Genomic DNA, 18,183 nt, shown 5'->3' on the forward strand with positions numbered 1-18,183 from the left:
CCCGTCGTCGCCTTGGTAGGCCACTACCCCACCAACAAGCTGATAGGCCGCGAGTCCATCCCCAGCCGGTAAAACCCTTTCCACACCATCCCATGCGAGACAATGTGAATACCCGGTATTAGCCCCGGTTTCCCGGGGTTATCCCGAAGCTGAAGGCAGGTTACTCACGTGTTACTCACCCGTTCGCCGCTCGAGTACCCCCGAAAGGGCCTTTCCGCTCGACTTGCATGTGTTAAGCACGCCGCCAGCGTTCGTCCTGAGCCAGGATCAAACTCTCCACCAAAAACTTGAAGAAAATCCCAGCAACACACCCAACCCCCAAAAAAACAAGGGCCAGGCGAACTGCATCAAAGGAACCCCACCACAACCAACCACAACGGCCAGCCATGGCAACGGGGCAAAACTAATGCACTGGCTTTTCAACACCCTGTTGAGTTCTCAAGAAACAAACGCACATCCGAACCATCCGGCTTTCGCCGTCCGCCTCAGGGGCTTTGTTTTGTTGCCGTTTCCGTCTTGCTCGTTTAGCTTACCCGGCTGATCTTCCGCGGTCAAATTCGGCCCCGGCGGATCTTTTCGGGCACCCTTGGTCGTTCAGTGCCGAGTGGCTCTGAATTTCCAAGAGAAGGATTTGCAGGCCGGCCATTTTGCCGCGCAGAATCTCCCGGTCGATTTCTCCTGGAGGCTTTGCTCGGCTGCCGTGTCCGGCGCCCTGCTCGTCCAAGCTTACCTGGCCGCTCCCGGGGGCTGCCACCGGGGTCGTAACCCTCGGGCGGAACCTCCGCGACCGACTCGGTCAGCGCACCCCACGCAGGCCGATCAGATCGTCCTTACCTTGGGATGTCCCGCGAGCCGTCCAACCCGGCCGCCTCGGCGGCCCCGGTTTCGTCCGGTGCCCCGCGGGCAGAGAGAAAGTTACGCGATGGCAGATCCGGGCGTCAAACCGGGGTCCCGTGTCGGCGCTCACAACCGGTGCGGTGCGCCGACCCGGGCCGCTCAGTTGCCGGTCAGTACGCCGGCACAGCCGCAGATGACGATCAACAGCAGCAACGCCAGGGCGCCGACGTTGATGGCGATCGCGACGGTCTTGCCGGGCGACTCCACCTGCTGGTGGCCGATGGCCCCACCCATGTACGCCCACCACGGCGCCGCGTAGAACACCGGGACCTGGGCACCCGGGTACACGTCGACGGGCATGCCGGCCTGGCCGATGCGCCAGAGGTAGGGCACGTACATCTGGAGGTCGTACCGGCCGGGCTGGACCGGTACCTGGTTCTGCCCCCAGCGGAGCTTGATCTCCTGGCCGTTCAGGCTCACCCGGGGCGGCGTGAACGCCATCATCCAGGCGAGGAACGGCTTCGTGGTCGTGATGTTGAGGACGGCGCCGGCCTGCGGCGGCTGCGGGTTCGGTTGCACGCCGGGACGCTAACCGATGCGGTCCAGTGGCGAAAGACCGCTGCCGGGCCGTCCCGGCGGCCGTAGCCGTGCGTTTGCCGACCGGACACCCGTCGCTGGCCGGGACGGCCGCTTGCTAGGCGAGGACGGCGAAGTAGACGGCGACGTGGTGACAGGCGGCGGCGATCAGCGTCGCGGCATGGAAGAACTCGTGGTGTCCGAACGTGCGGGGCCACGGGTTCGGCCGCTTCAGCGCGTAGCAGAGCGCGCCGAGGCTGTAGACCACGCCGCCGGCGAGCAGCAGCGCGAACGGCGCCCAGCCGCCGCCGTGCACGATGTCCGGGAACACGAACGCGGCGACCCAGCCGAGCGCGATGTACAGCGGGACCGACAGCCAGCGTGGCGCGCGCGGCCAGGCCATCTTGAGCGCCACTCCGAGCAGCGCGCCGCCCCAGACCACCGACAGCACGATCAGCGCGGTACGCCGGGGCATCAGCAGCAGGCTGAACGGGGTGTACGTGCCCGCGATGAACAGGAAGATCATCGAGTGGTCGAGCCGCTTCATCACGGCGTAGCCGCGCGGCCCCCACACGTGCCGGTGGTAGAGCGCGCTGATGCCGAACAGCCCGCAGGTGGTCACCGAGTAGACCAGGCAGCTGGCGAAGGCGAGCCAGCCGGGCCGGCTCGCGGCCACCGAGCAGAGGACGACGCCGCAGACCGCGGCGACGCCGACGGCGTAGGCGTGCAGCCGGCCGCGCATCCGCGGCCGGGCGTACGGATCCTTGCCGGCGGGCGCGCCGAGCGTGGTGGCGGTCATCCAGCGATGCTACCCACTAGTAGCCTACGATGGCGTAACCAGGAGGCGAAACTCACCTGGTTCGCAGGTCAGCACTCGATCACGTTGACCGCGAGGCCGCCGCGCGCGGTCTCCTTGTACTTGACCTTCATGTCGGCGCCGGTCTCCCGCATGGTCTTGATGACCTTGTCCAGCGAGACGTGGTGCCGCCCGTCGCCGCGCAACGCCATCCGGGCCGCCGTGATCGCCTTGATCGAGGCGACCGCGTTGCGCTCGATGCACGGGATCTGCACCAGCCCGCCGACCGGGTCGCAGGTCAGGCCCAGGTTGTGCTCCATCGCGATCTCGGCGGCGTTCTCCACCTGCTCGGGCGTACCGCCGAGCACCTCGGCGAGGCCGCCGGCGGCCATCGAGCACGCCGACCCGACCTCGCCCTGGCAGCCGACCTCGGCGCCGGAGATCGACGCGTTCTGCTTGAACAGCGCGCCGATCGCCCCGGCGGTGAGCAGGAACCGGACCACGCCGGCGTCGTCGGAACCGGGGACGAACCGCCAGTAGTAGTGCAGGACCGCCGGGACGATGCCGGCCGCGCCGTTGGTCGGTGCGGTGACCACCCGACCGCCGGAGGCGTTCTCCTCGTTGACGGCGAGGGCGAACAGCGTCACCCAGTCCATCACCCGCAGCGGGTCGGTGGTGAAGTGCTCGCCGGTCAGGGTGCGGTGCATCTCGGCGGCGCGGCGGTGCACCTTCAGGCTGCCGGGCAGGGTGCCCTCGGTCTCGCAGCCGTGCCGGACGCACTCCTGCATGACCGCCCAGACGTGCAGCAACTCGGCCCGGATCGCCGGCTCGGTGCGCCAGGACAGCTCGTTGGCGAGCATCACCTCGCTGACCGACAGGCCGGCCGCCGCAGTCTGGCCGAGCAGCTCGGCACCGGTCGCGAACGGGTAGCGCACCGGGGTGTCGTCCGGCTTGATCCGGTCGGCGCCGCTGGCCGTCTCGTCCACCACGAACCCGCCGCCGACCGAGTAGTACGTGCGGGTGCGCAGCACCTCGCCGGTCGCGCCGTACGCCGTGAAGATCATCCCGTTCGGGTGGAACGGCAGCGAGCGGCGCCGGTGCAACACCAGGTCGTCGCGGTCGTCGAAGGACACCTCGTGGGTACCGAGGACGGTCAGCCGGCCGGCCGCCCGGATCGCCGCGGTCCGGTCGGCAACGGTGTCGGTGTCGACCGTCTCCGGGTCCTCGCCGGCCAGCCCGAGCAGTACCGCGGCCTCGCTGCCGTGGCCGTGGCCGGTGGCGCCGAGCGACCCGTACAGCTCGGAGCGGATGCGGGTGGTGCCGGCGAGCACGCCGTCGGCCTTGAGGCCGTGCGCGAACCGGGCCGCGGCGCGCATCGGGCCGACGGTGTGTGAGCTGGACGGGCCAATGCCGATCTTGAACAGATCGAAGACGCTGATCACCGGGCACTCTCCCCCACGGTCGCCGCGAACGCCCCGCTGCCGCGACCGGACCGGGCGCAGACCCCGGCTCAAGGTGGCCGCAACGTTGCAGGCCGATTGTGAGCCTACTGCCCACGTCAGGGGGTTGCGACGTGGTGGACGCAACGCTCCCGTCGGGTTGCCAAACCCAGGTACTTCCGTTGCAGAATAGTTCTGATGCAGAACGAAGCAGGAGTGCTCCTGGCGGAACGGCCTCGCCCCGAGGCGGTACGCGGCTCGCCGCACGCACCCTGGTTCGCGGTCGCGACCGTGTGCCTCGGCGCGTTCATGGGCCAACTGGACGCGAGCATCGTGACGCTCACGTTCCCGGCACTCGGCCACCAGTTCCACACCTCGCTCGCCGCGATCGAGTGGGTGTCGCTCGGCTACCTGGTCACCCTCGCCGCCCTGCTGGTACCGGCCGGCCGGATCTCCGACGCCGCCGGACGCAAGGCGATGTACCTGCTCGGGTTCGCGGTGTTCACCGCCGCCTCGGTCGGCTGCGGGCTGGCACCAACCCTGCCGGTACTGGTCGCGGCGCGGGTCGCGCAGGCCGTCGGCGCGGCGATGCTGCAGGCCAACTCCGTCGCGCTGATCACCACCAGCGTGCCGGGCAACCGGCTCCGGTCGGCCCTGGGTACCCAGGCCGCCGCGCAGGCGATCGGGCTCGCGCTCGGGCCGACGGTCGGCGGGCTGCTGGTGCACGGGGCCGGCTGGCGCTGGGTCTTCATGATCAACCTGCCGGTCGGGATCGCCGGCCTGATCGCCGGCCGGTACCTACTGCCGCGCACCCGGCACGCCCGGCCGATCGGCCGGTTCGACACCGGCGGCGTGGTGCTGCTGGGCACCGCGACCACCGCCGCGCTGCTCGCCATCTCCGCCGGCTCCGGGCTGTCCGTACCGGCAGTGATACCGATCGCGGCCGCGGTCCTGGCCGCCGCCGCGGCCGTCGCGTTCGTCGGGCGGGAACGGCGCGCGGCCGAACCGCTGCTCGCGCTGGACCAGCTGCGCCGGCCGGTACTCGGCGGCGGGCTGGTCGCGGCGTTGCTCGGCTACCTGGTGCTGTTCGGCCCGCTGGTACTCGGGCCGTACGCGCTCGCCGCCGTCGGGGTCTCCGGCGCCGCGACCGGGCCGTACCTGACCGCGCTGCCGCTGGGGTTCGCCCTGGCCGCGGTGCTCGGCGGCCGGCTGCTGCCGGCGGGGATGGGCAACCGGGCCCGCGGCGTGCTCGGGCTCGGGCTCGCGGCGGCCGGCATGGCGGTACCGGCGCTGCTCGGCGCCGCGCCGCCGGTGCTGGTGCCGGCGCTGTTCGCGACCGGGTTCGGGTTGGGGATCTTCACCCCGGCCAACAACGCCGCGGTGATGGCGGCCGTACCGCACCGGGCGGCCGGGAGCGCCGGCGGGCTGGTCAACACGGCCCGCGCGATGGGCACCGCACTCGGGGTCGCGCTGGTCACGCTGGTGCTGCACGTCGGCGGCGGTACCGGGGTGCAATTGTCCAGCGGGCTGCTGGGAATTGTCGCGGCGGCCGCCGGTATCGTCACGCTGGTCAGCGCGGACCGACCGGGCGCGGGCCGGCCCGGCGCGGGGGTGCCGACCGGGAAATGACCGCGCCGGCGGTCGGCGCCAGCCGTCGTTCAGTGAGGACCCGTGGTGCCCGAGGACAACGACGATCAGGTGGGCCGGCAGCTCGCCGACACCGTGGCCCGGCTGCGCCGGTCGATGCGCCGCGCCGCCCGCGCGAGCGCCCCCGACAACCCGCTGTCGGTCGCCCAGCTGGAACTGATGAACTGCCTCGCGGCGGCGCCGGGAATCCGACCGAGCGACGTCGCCCGGCTGCTGCGACTGGCCCCGAACACGGTGACGACGCTGGTCAACGCGCTGGACCGGATCGGCATGGTGGGACGCGAACACGACCCGGACGACCGGCGTACGGTTCGGCTGACGCTCACCCCGATCGGCGCCGAGGCACTGGCGCGGTCCGAGGACGTCAACAGTCGCATCCTGCGGACCGCCCAGGCACGGCTCGACCAGGCGCAGCGGCAGGCACTGCGCACCGCGCTGCCGGCGCTGGTCGAGCTGATCGGCGAGATCGACACGTACACCGCGGCGGGCGCCGATCAGGAGCCGAACGAGACCGTCACCGACGTGTAGCCGAGCGAGCGCAGCATGCCGGTCAACATCGCCCGGGTGTTGCGTTCGGCCTGGGTGCGCAGCACGCTGTGGCTCGCCGCGGCGCCGATCTTGCGCTGCGCCAGCGCGTACAGCTCGTGCTGGCGATCCGGGTCGTCGCCGAGGAACGCGCCGATGCGGTCCAGCAGGCCGCGCTGCTCGGCGACGACGTGGCTGGCCTTTTCGTCGAGGTTCGCCCGCTCCAGCGCGGCGTGCGGCAACCGGACCGTGGCGGCGTGCCCGGACCGGTCGACCCTGATGGCGTCCTTGCCGACCCGGTCGAAGTCGACGTACGCGTCGACCGTGCCAGCGGCGACGAACAGCGTCCGGTCGCCCTTGATCACCGGGGACAGGAACTTCGCCTCGTGCTGCAGGTCGATGATGACCTGGAAGGTGCCGACCGACGCCTCGTAGCGGGACAGGCCACGAATCGACTGGAGCAGCACCGGCTGGCTGCGGTCGACGGTGCGCTCGGCGAACGGGTTCGGCGGCCACGACACCACGTGCAGCGCCCGTACCACCGTCGCCGCCAGGAGCACGACCAGCAGGACGATCACCACGAGCGGCCAGCGTCTGGACCGATGTGTCTCGTCCATCTCCGGCTCCTCCGCCGTCGCGTCGACTGCGTGCTTTGTCCGGCACTGTCGAGCCTAGGAGGTGCCGACCCCGCCCGCCACTCGACCGCTCGTGCTTCGCCGTCCGCGAAAACCGTCTGTCGCGCCGGCCGCCGCGACTAGGGTCTGTTCGGGCGAGCCGCGCGCGGCTGCCCGAGCGAGGGGGCGACCATGCACTCAGCGACCTCGGACGGTCGGCTGTTCCTGGACGTACGGGGCAAGCCGGGTGCGCCGCCGCTGCTGTACCTGCACGGCGGCCCGGGGATGGGCTGCTACGAGTTCATGCAGTGGCAGGGCGACCGGCTCAGCCAGCGGCTGCACGTGATCGGGCTGGACCAGCGCGGCACGCTGCGCTCGGCGCCGCTGGCCGACGGCGAGACGCTCGCCGAGTCCGACGTGATCGCCGACTGCGAGGCGCTGCGCGAGTCGATGGGCATCCAGCGGTGGGCGGTGCTCGGCCACTCGTTCGGCGGCCGGATGGCGCTGCGGTACGCGCACCGGCACCCGGAACGGATCTCCGCGGTGCTGTTCGAGAATCCCGGCTGGGACCTGGCCGAGGCGGACCGGGCGAAGCTGCTCGCGGCCGCGCCGCTGTTCGCCGAGCTGGGGGATCCGGTGTCGGCGACCCGGTGCCGCAACCTCGCCGCGGCACCCCGGTTCGAGCGCTGGGAGGTCGTCGACCTGCTGGCCGGCCTCGGCGAACGGCACCTGGAGCTGTACGTGCACCGGCCGGAGGCGCGGTCCCAGCTCGCCGCGACGCTGGCGAACGCGTTCCCGGCCGAGCTGCGCGACCGCGGCGACGCCGCCGCCCGCCGGCTGCTCGCCGCGCCGGACGTGCTCGCCTCGATGGTCGGCCTGCTGCCGGGGCTGGCCGTACCGGCGTTGCTGATGAAGGGGCGCTACGACCTGGTGACCGGGCCGTCCCAGCTGGCGGCGTTCCGGGCCGAGGTGCCGGGCGGGCGGGTCGAGCTGTTCCCGCGCTCGGCGCACTACCCGCAGCTGGAGGAGCCGGAGCTCTACCAGGCGACGGTGCAGGCGTTCGTCACCGCGCACGCCCGCTGACGCGGGCAGGTCCGCTCAGCGGACCAGGCCCGCGGTCAGCGGACGAGGACGCCGGTCAGAGGACCAGGACGCCGGTCAGAGGACCAGGACGCGGGCGTGGATCGAGGTGCGCTGCTGCAGCGCGGCGCGCAGCGCCCGGTGCAGGCCGTCTTCCAGGTAGAGGGCGCCGGACCACTCGACGACGTGCGGGAACAGGTCACCGTAGAAGGTGGAGTCCTCGGCCAGCAGCCGGTCGAGGGCCAGGTTGCGCTTGGTGGTGACGAGCTGGTCGAGGCGGACCGGCCGGGGCGGGATGTCGGCCCACTGCTTCGTGGACATGCCGTGCTCGGGGTACGGCTTGCCTTCCCGCACCGCCTTGAAGATCACGACCTCACGACCCTTCTCCCCGCCTCGTCCGCTCAACAGAGTAGCGGTCGGGCCGGGACGCGCCCTGCGCGTCGACACCGCGGCGGCTGATCCGCCCGGCGAGCCGGCGACCGGCCGCCGGGCCACTCGAAGGTTCCCCAACGGCCTCGGGGCAGGCAACCTTTTGTGCGCCGGGACACGTACGTACCGATGACGGGCATCGGCCCCGGCGGGGAGGCACCGCGTGCAACGTACTGACGACGAAGAGTACGGGGAGTTCGTCGAGGCGCGCTACGACGCGCTCCGCCGGTTCGGGTACCTGCTCTGCGGCGACTGGCACCTCACCGAGGACGTGGTCGCCGCCGCGCTGACCAAGCTGTACCTGCGCTGGCCCCGGCTGATCCGGGGCGGCAACGCCGACGCGTACGTGCGGCGGATCGTGGTGACCTGCCTCGCCGACGAGCGGCGGCGCGGGTTCGCCCGCCGCGAGCGGCCGTCCGAACGCACCCCGGACCGGTTCGTCGCCGACCACGCGGCGGGCACCACCGACCGGCTCGCCGCCGAGCAGGCCCTCGCCAGCCTCCCGCCACGGCAGCGCGCCGCGATCGTGCTGCGGTACTGGGAGGACCAGTCCATCGAGCAGACCGCCCGACTGCTCGGCTGCTCGACCGGCACCGTGAAGAGCCAGTGCGCCCGGGGCCTCGCCACCCTGCGTGCGCAGCTGACCGCGACCGCCTGACCCGCCGCCGTACCGACATCGTGGAGCACTGAGCGAGATGGACGAAGACGACATCAAGGACGTACTGCGGCGGGCCCTGCCGGACGAGTTGCCGCCCGGCGAACTGGACCGGTCCCGGCTGCTGCGCGACGGTCGCCGGCTGCGGCGCCGGCGGCGTGCCGTCGGGCTTGGCGGTACCGGTGCGGCCGCGGTCGCCGCCGTCGCGGTGGCCGTCGGCGTCGCCGCGACCCAGACCGGGCCGGACGCCCACCGGTCGGTACCGGCCGGGCCCCGGGCCAGCGTGCGGGCGACGCCGAGCCGCACCGACACCGCGCTGCCCAGCCCGTCGAAGCAGCAGCGGCTGGAGACCGACCAGCAGCGCGTCGTCCGGCTCACCAGCGCGGTCAAGAGCGTGCTCGGCAAGCTCGTCCCGGGCGCCTCGTACAGCGTGCGCAGCTACCCGGCGCCGACCGACGAGTACCCGCCGCTGCAGCTGATCCAGCGGCAACACACCTGGTACGAGGGGAAGGCGTTGCTGACCACCGCGGCCGGCAGCGGCTCGGTCGACATCGGCATCATGCCGGCGGACGGCACCGACGCGGCGCAGGTCGCCGGCTGCGGCACGCCCGACGAGCCGCCCCGGTACCGGAAGGGCACGTTCGCGTGCACGACCCGGTACTACAACGGGCTGGCGGTGTCGGTGCGGACCGAACGCAACCCGAACGGTGCCCGCATCGTGCGCGTCGCGACCCGGCTGGACGCCGCCACCGTCGTCTCGGTCGAGGTGTCCAACATCGATCCGAACGACGCGCCGGCCGAACGGCTGCCGCCGGCGCCGGACCCGATGGCGGCCGAGCCCGTCGTGTCCGACGACCAGGCCGTCGCCGTCGCCACCGACCCGAGCCTCACGCTGGGCTGAACGACCTGATCATCGCCAGCGCCGGGGCTCCTCGCCCGGCCGAAGGTGCCGCACCAGGCCCGGGCGGGTCAGCCGGCGATGGTGGCGCGGATGCCCCAGGCACCCCGCCACGTCTCCCCCGGTGCCAGCACGATCAGGTCCTGGCCGGTGCGCAGCGCGTCCGGCGGGCAGGTCATCGGCTCCACCGCGAGCGACCGGCGGGTCCGCGGCGGCTTCGCGGTGTCCGCGGTGAACAGCTGCACCCAGCCGAACGACTCGTCCGCCCACAGCGTCACCATGTGCCCGCCCGGGCTGGTCAGCGTCACCTCCATGGTCCCGGCGTCGCCGCGGGACAGGTTGGTGAACGCGGTGTCCAGCACTGTGTCGCCGATCGGCCGGGAGGTACCGAAGTCGTACCCGGTGCCGGCGACCGGCTCGGTCCGCACCGGCAGGCCGCGCTCGTCGGTGCGCAGCAGGGTGCGGGCCGGCACCCGCAGCAGCCACTCGTCGAGCGGGCCGGGCAGCCGCAGGTACGGGTGGCAGCCGAGGCCGAACGGCGCCGGCGCGTCGGCCAGGTTGCGCACGCTGTGCTCGGCCCGCAGCCCGTGCTCGGACACCGTCCACCGGGTCGTCAGCGCCAGCGACCACGGGTACCCCGGCTGGGCCGGCACCGCGCAGCCGACCGTGACGGAGTCCGGGGTACCGGCGAGGCGGCGCCACGGCATCCAGCGCACCAGGCCGTGGATCGCGTTGTGCCTGGCCGGCTCGCTCAACGCCAGCTGGTACTCGCCGCCACCGAACTCGTAGCGCCCGTCCCGCAGGCGGTTCGGCCACGGGGCGAGCTGGGCGCCGGCGCCACCGGGACAGATCTCGTCGGTGCCGTACCCGTCGAGGACCGGGACGTCGCGCACCCCGTACGCGCGGATGCCGCCGCCGACCTCGACCACGGTGGCGCGGTGCGTGCCGGCCTCGATGTCCCACTGTTCGCCCGAGAGCGCCATGCCGCGCAGCCTTCCTGTGCCGTACCGGTGGATCCCGGACAGGAATCTACCGAGCCGCGGCCGGCTCGGCGGCACGATCCACCCCGGCCGGACCCGAACGCGTGGGGTCGGTGTCGTACCGGGCGCGGGCGGCCTCCACGTCGTCCAGGTGCCGCTCGGTCCACTCCCGTACCGCGACCAGCGGCGGGGCGAGGCTGCGGCCGAGGTCGGTGAGCGCGTAGCCGACCGACGGCGGCGAGGTCGGGTACACCCGGCGGGTCACGAAGCCGTTGCGCTCCAGCGCCCGCAGGTTCGCGGTCAGCACCTTCTGGCTGACCCCCTCGATCTGCCGGCGCAGCTCGCCGAACCGGTGCTCGCCGGTCAGCAGCGCGCCGACGATCAGCGCGGTCCACTTGTTCGCGATCACGTCGAGCAGCGACCGGCAGGGGCATTGCGCCAGGTAGGCATCGTAGCGGTGTTCTTGCTGGTCATTGGTGGTTTCCATCGGGTACCTAGGCTACAAGATTGTGCCTACTGGCCAACCAGCACCGGTCGTTCGATGATCGTGGCGACGCCATCGGCAGACGGGAGAACAGTGATGCGGGCGATCGTGTGCGACGGCTTCGGCGGTCCGGAGGTACTGAAGGCGGCCGAGCTGCCGCGACCCGAGCCGCTCGGCACCGAGGTACTGGTCCGGGTGCACGCCGCCGGGGTCAACCCGGTCGACTGGAAGACCCGCGCCGACGGCCAGACGCCGGCGCCGGTCGGCCCCGACCCGTACGTGCTCGGCTGGGACGTGTCCGGGGTGGTCGAGCAGGTCGGCGTCGGCGTGACCCGGTTCGCGGTCGGCGACGAGGTGTTCGGCATGCCGTGGTTCCCGCGCCCGGCGGGCGGTTACGCCGAGTACGTGACGGCGCCGTCCCGGCAGTTCGCCCGCAAGCCGGCCGGGCTCGACCACGTCGCGGCGGCCGGCCTGCCGCTCGCCGGGCTCACCGCCTGGCAGGCGCTCGTCGACACCGCCGACGTACGGCCCGGGCAGCGGGTCCTGGTGACCGCCGCGGCCGGCGGCGTCGGCCACCTCGCCGTGCAGATCGCCAAGGCCCGCGGCGGGTACGTGCTGGGCACCGCCAGCGCCGGCAAGCACGACGAGCTGCGCTCGCTCGGCGTGGACGAGCCGATCGACTACACCCGCGTCGACGTGGCGGACACGGTACGAGACGTCGACGTGGTCCTCGACCTCGTCGGCGGCGCCGCCGGCCCGTCGCTGCTGCGGGTGCTGCGACCCGGCGGCATCCTGATCCCGATCGCCGGCGGGGCGAGCGACGCCACGGTCGCCGCCGCCACGGCCGCCGGGGTCCGCGCGGCGACCGTCCTCGTCGAGCCGGACGGCGCGGCGCTGACCGAGCTGTCCCGGCTGGTCGACGACGGGCACCTCGGGGTACGGGTCGCCGCGACGTTCCCGCTGGCCGAGGCGGCCGAGGCGCACCGGCTGGGGGAACAGGGCCGCACCCTCGGCAAGATCGTCCTCACCGTGTCGTGACCGCCGGGATGGCGGATCGGTTCTCGGTCGGTGGCTGCGCAGGGACGGCGGTTGTCCACAGGAATGGTGGTTGTCCACAGGGGTGGTGGTTGTCCACAGCCACGCGACGACAGGCGGCGGATGACCGTTTCGACGGCTAGCGTGGACGCCGGGGTGCCCCCCAGGGTGGGTGGGGGTGTCTCTCCCCCGCGACGAACACCCACCCCACCCGCTCGGCGCTGGTCAGGAACCCTCGGTCGCTGGCGCCGGGCCGCGCCCGTCGTAGCGGCGCAGCGCCGGGAACACCAGCGCCAGCACCACGATCACCGCAGTCGCGGCAAGGCCGCCGACCGTCCATGCGGCGGTCGGCCCGAACGCCTGCGCGGTCAGCCCGGCGCGCACGTCGCCGAGCCGGGGCCCGCCGGCGACCACCGCGGTGAACACGCCCTGCAGCCGGCCGCGCAGCTCGTCCGGCGCGTGCAGTTGCAGGATCGTCTGCCGGTAGACGGAGCTGACCAGATCAGCGCAGCCCGCGGCGGCGAGGAACAGAACGGCGAGCCACAGCGAGCGCGCCAGCCCGGCGGCGGCGACCGCCAGACCCCAACAGGCGACCGCGCCGACCAGCGCCAGGCCCTGCCGGCGGATCCGGCCGATCCAGCCGGAGAACAGCCCGCCGACGACGGCGCCGATGGCGATCGCCGAGTACAGCCAGCCGGCCGCGCCCTCGCCGCCGAACTGCAGCCGGGCCACGGCGGGAAACAGCGCCCGCGGCATCGCCAGCACGTTCGCGGTCAGATCGGCGGCGAACGACAGCCACAGCAGCGGGGTGGCGGCGATGAACGCCAGCCCGGACAGCACGGCGCGCAGGTCCGGCCGGTTCTGCCGGCCGAGCGGCGGCATCGCCGGCAGCCGGAAGCTCGCCCACAGCGACACCGTGAACAGCACCGCGTCCACCCCGTACGCGGCGGCGTAGTGGCCGGTGCCGAGCACCGCGCCGGCGAACAGCGGACCGATCACGGTGGCCACGCTGGACACGGTGAAGTTGAGCGTGTTCGCCGAGGGCACCAGCCCGGTCGGTACCAGCCGGGGCACGATGGCGCCGCGGGTCGGCGACACGACCGCGAAGCCGATCGCCTGCAGCGCGGTCAGCACCAGCAGCAGCACCGGACTGTTCAGCCCGAGCAGCGCCTGGGCCAGCAGCGCGAGGGTGACGCCCCAGGTGAACAGCGAGCCGACCAGGATCAGCCGGCGCCGGTCCAGCACGTCGGCGATGGCGCCGCCCCAGATCGCGAACACCACCAGCGGTACCAGCCCGGCGAGGCCGAGGTAGCCGTTCCACGCCGGCTGGTGGGTGATGGCGTCCATCTGCACCGGTACCGCCACCGCGGTGACCTGGAAGCCGACGAACGAGACGCCGTTGCCGATCCACATCCGCCGGTACGCGGGGTAGCGCAGCGGCCGGGTGTCCACGGCGATGCGGCCGAGCAGCCCGCGGCGCGCGGCGGTACCGGTGTCGGGGGTGTCGGACGGGGTGGTGTTCGAGGCGGGGGTGCGGGTCACGGGGCGAGCCGCTCCAGCCGCCACGCCGCGCCGTCCCGGCGATACCGCAGCCGGTCGTGCACCCGGTTCTCGCGGCCCTGCCAGAACTCGACGGTGTCGGGTGCCAGCCGGAAGCCGCCCCAGTGCGGCGGGCGCGGTACCGGGGTGCCCTCGGGCCACCGCGCCGCGTACGAGGCGAACGCGGCGTCCAGCACGTCCCGCGAGTCGATCACCTGCGACTGCGGGCTGGACCAGGCGCCGAGCTGGGAGCCGCGCGGCCGGGTCGCGAAGTACCCGTCCGACTCGGCCGGGTCGACCCGGGTCACCGGGCCGCGGACCTGCACCTGCCGGTGCAGCCCGTACCAGGGGAAGGTGACCGAGGCGTACGGGTTGGCCGCGAGCTGCGCACCCTTCGCCGACGTGTAGTTGGTGTAGAACACCAGCCCGGCCGCGTCGTACCCCTTGAGCAGCACGGTGCGGCTGGCCGGGTGGCCGGCGGGGTCGACGGTGGCGAGCACCATCGCGTTCGGCTCGGGCAGGCCGGCGTCGGTGGCGTCGGTGAGCCAGCGGCCGAGTTGGACGTGCCAGTCGGCGGCGAGTCCGGCCGGGGCGATGCCGACGCTGGCATACTCCGCACGCATCGTGGCGAGTCGGGCGGAGTCGATCGGCGCTGGCGTGTCGGGCACCAGCACATCTTCTCCCGCACCCCGACCGGTCCAGGTGTCGAATGCGACACAGCGGGCACCGTTCGCCGCTGGCTGACAGGTTGACTCGGTAGGGATACCCGACATCGGCGGCGAGACGACGAGATCTGGAGACTGCGGGATGGCCGACTTCACACCGGGGCTGGAGGGCGTGGTCGCCTTCGAGACCGAGATCAGCGAGCCCGACAAGGCCGGCGGTTCGCTGCGGTACCGCGGCGTCGACATCGAGGACCTGATCGGCCGCGTCTCGTACGGGGACGTGTGGGGCCTGCTGGTGGACGGTGAGTTCGGGCACGGGCTGCCGCCGGCCGAGCCGTTCCCGGTGCCGGTGCACACCGGCGACGTCCGGGTCGACGTGCAGAGCGCGGTGGCCCAGCTGGCGCCGCACTGGGGGCTGCGGCAGCTGCTCGACATCGACGACGCGCGGGCGCGCAGCGACCTGTCCCGGGTGTCGGTGACGGCGCTGTCGTTCATCGCGCAGTCGGCCCGCGGCGTCGGGCTGCCGGCGGTACCGCAGAAGATCATCGACCGGGCCGGCACGATCGTCGAGCGGTTCATGATCCGCTGGCGCGGCGAGCCGGATCCGCGACACGTCAAGGCGGTCGACGCGTACTTCACCTCCGCCGCCGAGCACGGCATGAACGCGTCCACGTTCACCGCCCGGGTGATCGCCTCGACCGGGGCGGACGTGGCGGCGGCGATGTCCGGCGCGATCGGCGCGCTGTCCGGGCCGCTGCACGGCGGCGCGCCCAGCCGGGTACTGCACATGATCGAGCAGGTGGAGGAGACCGGCGACGCCGAGTCGTACGTGCGCGGCGTGCTCGACCGGGGCGAGCGGCTGATGGGCTTCGGGCACCGGGTGTACCGGGCGGAGGACCCGCGGGCCGCCGCGCTGCGCCGGGTCGCGCGCGAGCTGGACGCACCCCGGTACGAGGTGGCCGAGGCGCTGGAGCGGGCCGCGCTGGCGGAGCTCGCGGCGCGCAAACCCGATCGGGTGCTCGCCACCAACGTCGAGTTCTGGTCCGCCGTGGTGCTCGACTTCGCCGAGGTACCGGCCGAGATGTTCACCTCGATGTTCACCTGCGCCCGGGTGGGCGGCTGGTCGGCGCACATCCTGGAGCAGAAGAAGCTGGGCCGGCTGGTCCGCCCGTCGGCCCGCTACGTCGGCCCGCCGCCGCGCCGCCCCGCCGACATCCCCGGCTACCCCACCGTGCACACCCTCTGACGCCCGCGCCGCGGGGCCGTACCGGCTGCCGGCGGCGCGGTCCCGCGGCGAGGGCCACGGCGGTACCCGGTGCCGGCAGCGGCGGCGTGGTTGGCAGGATGGTGGGCGGCAGCGTCGCCGTGAGAAGTCCGCCGACCATGGAGCGTGACGTGGGTCTGCCCGACATCAGGATTCCGGCCGAGCTGCTGCCCGCCGACGGCCGGTTCAACTGCGGCCCGAGCAAGATCCGGCCCGAGCAGGTCGCCGCGCTGGCCGCGGTCGCCGGCGACTACCTGGGTACCTCGCACCGCCAGCGCACCGTCCGCGACCAGGTGGCGCGGCTGCGGCGCGGCGTCGCTGCGCTGTTCGGCGCCCCGGACGGGTACGAGGTGGTGCTCGGCAACGGTGGCACCACCGCGTTCTGGGAGGTCGCGACGTTCGGCCTGGTGCGCGAGCGGGCACAGCTGGCGAGCTTCGGCGAGTTCGGCCAGAAGCTGGTGGACGCGATGACCGCGGCGCCGTTCCTGACCGACCCGAGCGTGCGGACCGCCCCGCCCGGCGAGGCGGTCGCGCTGGCGCCCGAGGACGGCGTCGACGTGTACGGCACGCCGCAGAACGAGACGTCCACCGGCGCCGCGGTGCCGGTACGCCGGGTCGACGGCGGGCTGATGCTGCACGACGCGACCAGCGGGGCCGGCGGGCTGCCGGTCGACCTGACCGAGACCGACTGCTACTACTTCGCGCCGCAGAAGTGCCTCGGCTCGGAGGGCGGGCTGTGGCTCGCGATCCTGTCCCCGGCGGCGCTGGAGCGGGCCGAGCAGGTGCACGCGTCCGGCCGGTACGTGCCGGCGTTCCTCGACCTGACCGTGGCGATCGACAACTCGCGCAAGGACCAGACGTACAACACGCCGTCGCTGTCGACGATCCTGCTGGCCGCCGAGCAGGTCGACTGGATCCTGGCCAACGGCGGCCTGGACTGGTCGGTGCGGCGCTGCGCCGAGTCCGCCGCGATCCTGTACGACTGGGCCGAACGCACCGACTACACGACGCCGTTCGTGACCGACCCGGGGCTGCGCTCGACCGTGGTCGGCACCGTCGACCTGGCGGACGGGATCGACGCGCCGACGGTGTCCGCGGTGCTGCGGGCGAACGGGGTGCGCGACACGGAGCCGTACCGCAAGCTCGGCCGCAACCAGCTGCGGGTGGCGCTGTTCCCGTCGATCGAGCCGGCCGACGTGGCGGCGCTGACCCGTTGCGTGGACCACGTCGTCGGCCAGCTCGCCTGACCCGGATCGGCCACCGGGACGCGCGACCGACCCTCGGTACAGGCCGCTGACCGGCACCGACGCCGATCGGTACCGGACTGTCGGATCGACGATTATCTCGATGAGTGTCGGCGTGGCCTGGCATCGACCCGCTAGGGTTCGGCGTACCGTGACGTGACGGGTGTCGAGGGACGGAGGACAGCGATGCGGCCGGTACGCTTCGTCGCCCTCTCCGAGGACGGTCAGGCTCTCGTCCTCGCGGACGAGGTCGGACGCCTGCTGACACTGCCGATCGACGATCGGGTCGGTGCGGCGGTCCGGCACGAGCCGACCACCCAGCGAAACCAGTTCGGTTCCGCCGCCGACCCGGCGACCGCCGAGGCGGCGCTGTCGCCGCGCGACATCCAGTCCCGGATCCGGTCCGGCGAGTCGGCCGAGGAGGTCGCCCGCATCGCCGGTGTCCCGGTCGACCGGGTCCTCCGCTACGCCGGCCCGGTGCTGCAGGAGCGCGCCATGCTGGCGCAGCACGCCCGGCGCACCCGGCTGCGTTCCTCCGAGCGCGGCGCGACCCTGGCCGAGATCGTCGACACCCGGCTCACCCAGCACGGCGTCGACGCCGAGGGCGTCTCCTGGGACGCGTACCGGCGTGACGACGGCACCTGGCGGGTCACCGCGAGCTGGGCGTCCGGCAAGGCGACCGCGCAGGCGGTGTGGGCGCTGGACAAGGCGCGTCAGGTGGTCACGCCGGACGACGACATGGCCCAGTTCCTGTCCGCCGAGCGGCCGGCACCGCTGCTCGGGCAGGAGCCCGAGCCGGAGCCGGCGGCCCGCTCTGGGCACGCGCTGACCAGGCCGGACGCCGGTCGGTCCCGCCCGGAGCAGACCCGGCCGGAGCCGGGTGGCGGGCACGGCCTGCCGACCAAGACCACCCGGCGCGAGGTGCGCCGGCTGCCCGAGACCGCCCGGACCACGCTGGATCGGCCGCTGTCGGCACCGAGCCGGCCGGCCGAGCCGGCGCCGAGCCGTCCCGCCGCCGAGCCGCTGTTCCCGGCGCCGGAGCGGCGCAGCGCCGACACCGGCCCGACCGAGGCGCCCGCGCGTCGGGCGGCCGAGCCGTTGCGGCCGACCGGTGAGCGGCGGCCGAACGCCGAGCCGCTGCGTCCCACCGGCCAGACCGAGTCGGCCCGGCCGGCCGCGCGCAGCGAGCCGGTCCGGCCCGCCGGTCTCGGCGAGCCACGCCGGTCCACCACCGACACCCGCAGCCCCGGCTTCACCGAGGACGAGGCGGACGGGCGCGAGCTGCCGGCGGTGCCGTCGCTCGCGGTGCTGCGCCCGCGGCGCAACGAGCAGGGTGCCACCGGCGCCCGGTCCCGGCTGCCCAGCTGGGACGACGTGCTGTTCGGCGACGGCAACACCCAGCAGGGCGGCCGCTGACCGCGGCCCCGCTCCACGACAGAAAGCCCGCCCCGGACGACCGGGGCGGGCTTTCTCGTC

Annotated in this window: 18 protein-coding genes and 1 rRNA gene; 9 read left to right on the forward strand and 10 right to left on the reverse strand. The window is 73.3% G+C overall.

The window, feature by feature from the left end; genetic code table 11:
* From NUM_RS25205 to NUM_RS25220, 4 genes are all read right to left on the reverse strand, one after another.
* A 16S ribosomal RNA gene (locus NUM_RS25205) occupies positions 1-283 on the reverse strand; the annotation flags it as partial.
* A gap of 713 nt (positions 284-996) precedes the next feature.
* Positions 997-1,416, reverse strand: a complete 420-nt coding sequence (locus NUM_RS25210) for a hypothetical protein (RefSeq protein WP_207127409.1) — start codon at positions 1,414-1,416, stop codon at positions 997-999.
* Positions 1,417-1,531: 115 nt separating this feature from the next.
* Complete coding sequence (gene trhA, locus NUM_RS25215; RefSeq protein ID WP_225918842.1) at positions 1,532-2,212, reverse strand: PAQR family membrane homeostasis protein TrhA; 681 nt, start codon at positions 2,210-2,212, stop codon at positions 1,532-1,534.
* Positions 2,213-2,280: 68 nt separating this feature from the next.
* Positions 2,281-3,651 (reverse strand): L-serine ammonia-lyase, encoded by a 1,371-nt coding sequence (locus NUM_RS25220; RefSeq protein ID WP_207127410.1) that lies wholly within the window; start codon positions 3,649-3,651, stop codon positions 2,281-2,283.
* Positions 3,652-3,846: 195 nt separating this feature from the next.
* On the opposite strand from NUM_RS25220, the gene NUM_RS25225 reads away from it, so the two are divergent.
* Entirely contained in the window at positions 3,847-5,277 is a 1,431-nt protein-coding gene (locus NUM_RS25225; protein WP_207127411.1) for an MFS transporter, read from the forward strand.
* A 45-nt stretch (positions 5,278-5,322) separates the two neighbouring features.
* Positions 5,323-5,823, forward strand: coding sequence for a MarR family winged helix-turn-helix transcriptional regulator (locus NUM_RS25230; RefSeq protein ID WP_225918843.1), 501 nt, complete (start codon positions 5,323-5,325; stop codon positions 5,821-5,823).
* Here the strand turns inward: NUM_RS25230 and NUM_RS25235 are convergent.
* Positions 5,790-6,437 carry a DUF4230 domain-containing protein gene (locus tag NUM_RS25235; protein WP_207127412.1) on the reverse strand — a complete coding sequence of 216 codons (648 nt, stop codon included), beginning with the start codon at positions 6,435-6,437 and terminating at the stop codon, positions 5,790-5,792. The two genes, NUM_RS25230 and NUM_RS25235, sit on opposite strands and share 34 nt — an antisense overlap.
* A gap of 189 nt (positions 6,438-6,626) precedes the next feature.
* On the opposite strand from NUM_RS25235, the gene NUM_RS25240 reads away from it, so the two are divergent.
* On the forward strand, positions 6,627-7,517 hold the full coding sequence (locus NUM_RS25240; RefSeq protein WP_207127413.1) for an alpha/beta fold hydrolase: 891 nt from the start codon (positions 6,627-6,629) through the stop codon (positions 7,515-7,517).
* A 75-nt stretch (positions 7,518-7,592) separates the two neighbouring features.
* Here NUM_RS25240 and NUM_RS25245 read toward each other — a convergent pair whose 3' ends face one another.
* Positions 7,593-7,883, reverse strand: coding sequence for a type II toxin-antitoxin system VapB family antitoxin (locus NUM_RS25245; RefSeq protein WP_030449988.1), 291 nt, complete (start codon positions 7,881-7,883; stop codon positions 7,593-7,595).
* Positions 7,884-8,106: 223 nt separating this feature from the next.
* Here NUM_RS25245 and NUM_RS25250 point away from each other — a divergent pair, with 223 nt between their 5' ends.
* Both NUM_RS25250 and NUM_RS25255 read left to right on the forward strand, forming a co-directional pair.
* Positions 8,107-8,601: a SigE family RNA polymerase sigma factor gene (locus NUM_RS25250; RefSeq protein ID WP_207127414.1), complete on the forward strand. Its 495-nt coding sequence runs from the start codon at positions 8,107-8,109 to the stop codon at positions 8,599-8,601.
* 37 nt (positions 8,602-8,638) lie between these two features.
* A complete protein-coding gene (locus NUM_RS25255) occupies positions 8,639-9,499 on the forward strand; it encodes a hypothetical protein (RefSeq protein ID WP_207127415.1) in 861 nt (286 codons plus the stop codon).
* A 68-nt stretch (positions 9,500-9,567) separates the two neighbouring features.
* Here NUM_RS25255 and NUM_RS25260 read toward each other — a convergent pair whose 3' ends face one another.
* Positions 9,568-10,479: an aldose 1-epimerase family protein gene (locus NUM_RS25260; RefSeq protein WP_207127416.1), complete on the reverse strand. Its 912-nt coding sequence runs from the start codon at positions 10,477-10,479 to the stop codon at positions 9,568-9,570.
* A gap of 46 nt (positions 10,480-10,525) precedes the next feature.
* Positions 10,526-10,963, reverse strand: a complete 438-nt coding sequence (locus NUM_RS25265) for a winged helix-turn-helix transcriptional regulator (protein WP_207127417.1) — start codon at positions 10,961-10,963, stop codon at positions 10,526-10,528.
* A gap of 93 nt (positions 10,964-11,056) precedes the next feature.
* Here NUM_RS25265 and NUM_RS25270 point away from each other — a divergent pair, with 93 nt between their 5' ends.
* A complete protein-coding gene (locus NUM_RS25270) occupies positions 11,057-11,998 on the forward strand; it encodes an NADP-dependent oxidoreductase (protein ID WP_207127418.1) in 942 nt (313 codons plus the stop codon).
* Positions 11,999-12,220: 222 nt separating this feature from the next.
* On the opposite strand, the gene NUM_RS25275 is transcribed toward NUM_RS25270, so the two are convergent.
* Complete coding sequence (locus NUM_RS25275) at positions 12,221-13,537, reverse strand: MFS transporter (protein ID WP_370467053.1); 1,317 nt, start codon at positions 13,535-13,537, stop codon at positions 12,221-12,223.
* Positions 13,534-14,157, reverse strand: a complete 624-nt coding sequence (gene pdxH, locus NUM_RS25280; RefSeq protein ID WP_207127471.1) for a pyridoxamine 5'-phosphate oxidase — start codon at positions 14,155-14,157, stop codon at positions 13,534-13,536. Before pdxH ends, NUM_RS25275 begins: the two co-directional genes overlap by 4 nt.
* Before the next feature lie 184 nt (positions 14,158-14,341).
* Here pdxH and NUM_RS25285 point away from each other — a divergent pair, with 184 nt between their 5' ends.
* The 3 genes from NUM_RS25285 to sepH all read left to right on the forward strand — a co-directional run bounded on the left by NUM_RS25285 (position 14,342) and on the right by sepH (position 18,123).
* The gene (locus NUM_RS25285; RefSeq protein ID WP_207127419.1) at positions 14,342-15,445 is read left to right on the forward strand and encodes a citrate synthase 2; all 1,104 of its coding nucleotides are present in this window, start codon (positions 14,342-14,344) and stop codon (positions 15,443-15,445) included.
* Between the two features lie 137 nt (positions 15,446-15,582).
* Positions 15,583-16,710, forward strand: coding sequence for a phosphoserine transaminase (gene serC / locus NUM_RS25290; protein ID WP_207127420.1), 1,128 nt, complete (start codon positions 15,583-15,585; stop codon positions 16,708-16,710).
* A gap of 183 nt (positions 16,711-16,893) precedes the next feature.
* Positions 16,894-18,123, forward strand: a complete 1,230-nt coding sequence (gene sepH / locus NUM_RS25295; protein WP_207127421.1) for a septation protein SepH — start codon at positions 16,894-16,896, stop codon at positions 18,121-18,123.
* The last annotated feature ends 60 nt before the right edge of the window (positions 18,124-18,183 follow it).

Origin of the sequence: Actinocatenispora comari, from assembly GCF_017312725.1 — a bacterium.
Lineage (GTDB): Bacteria > Actinomycetota > Actinomycetes > Mycobacteriales > Micromonosporaceae > Actinocatenispora > Actinocatenispora comari.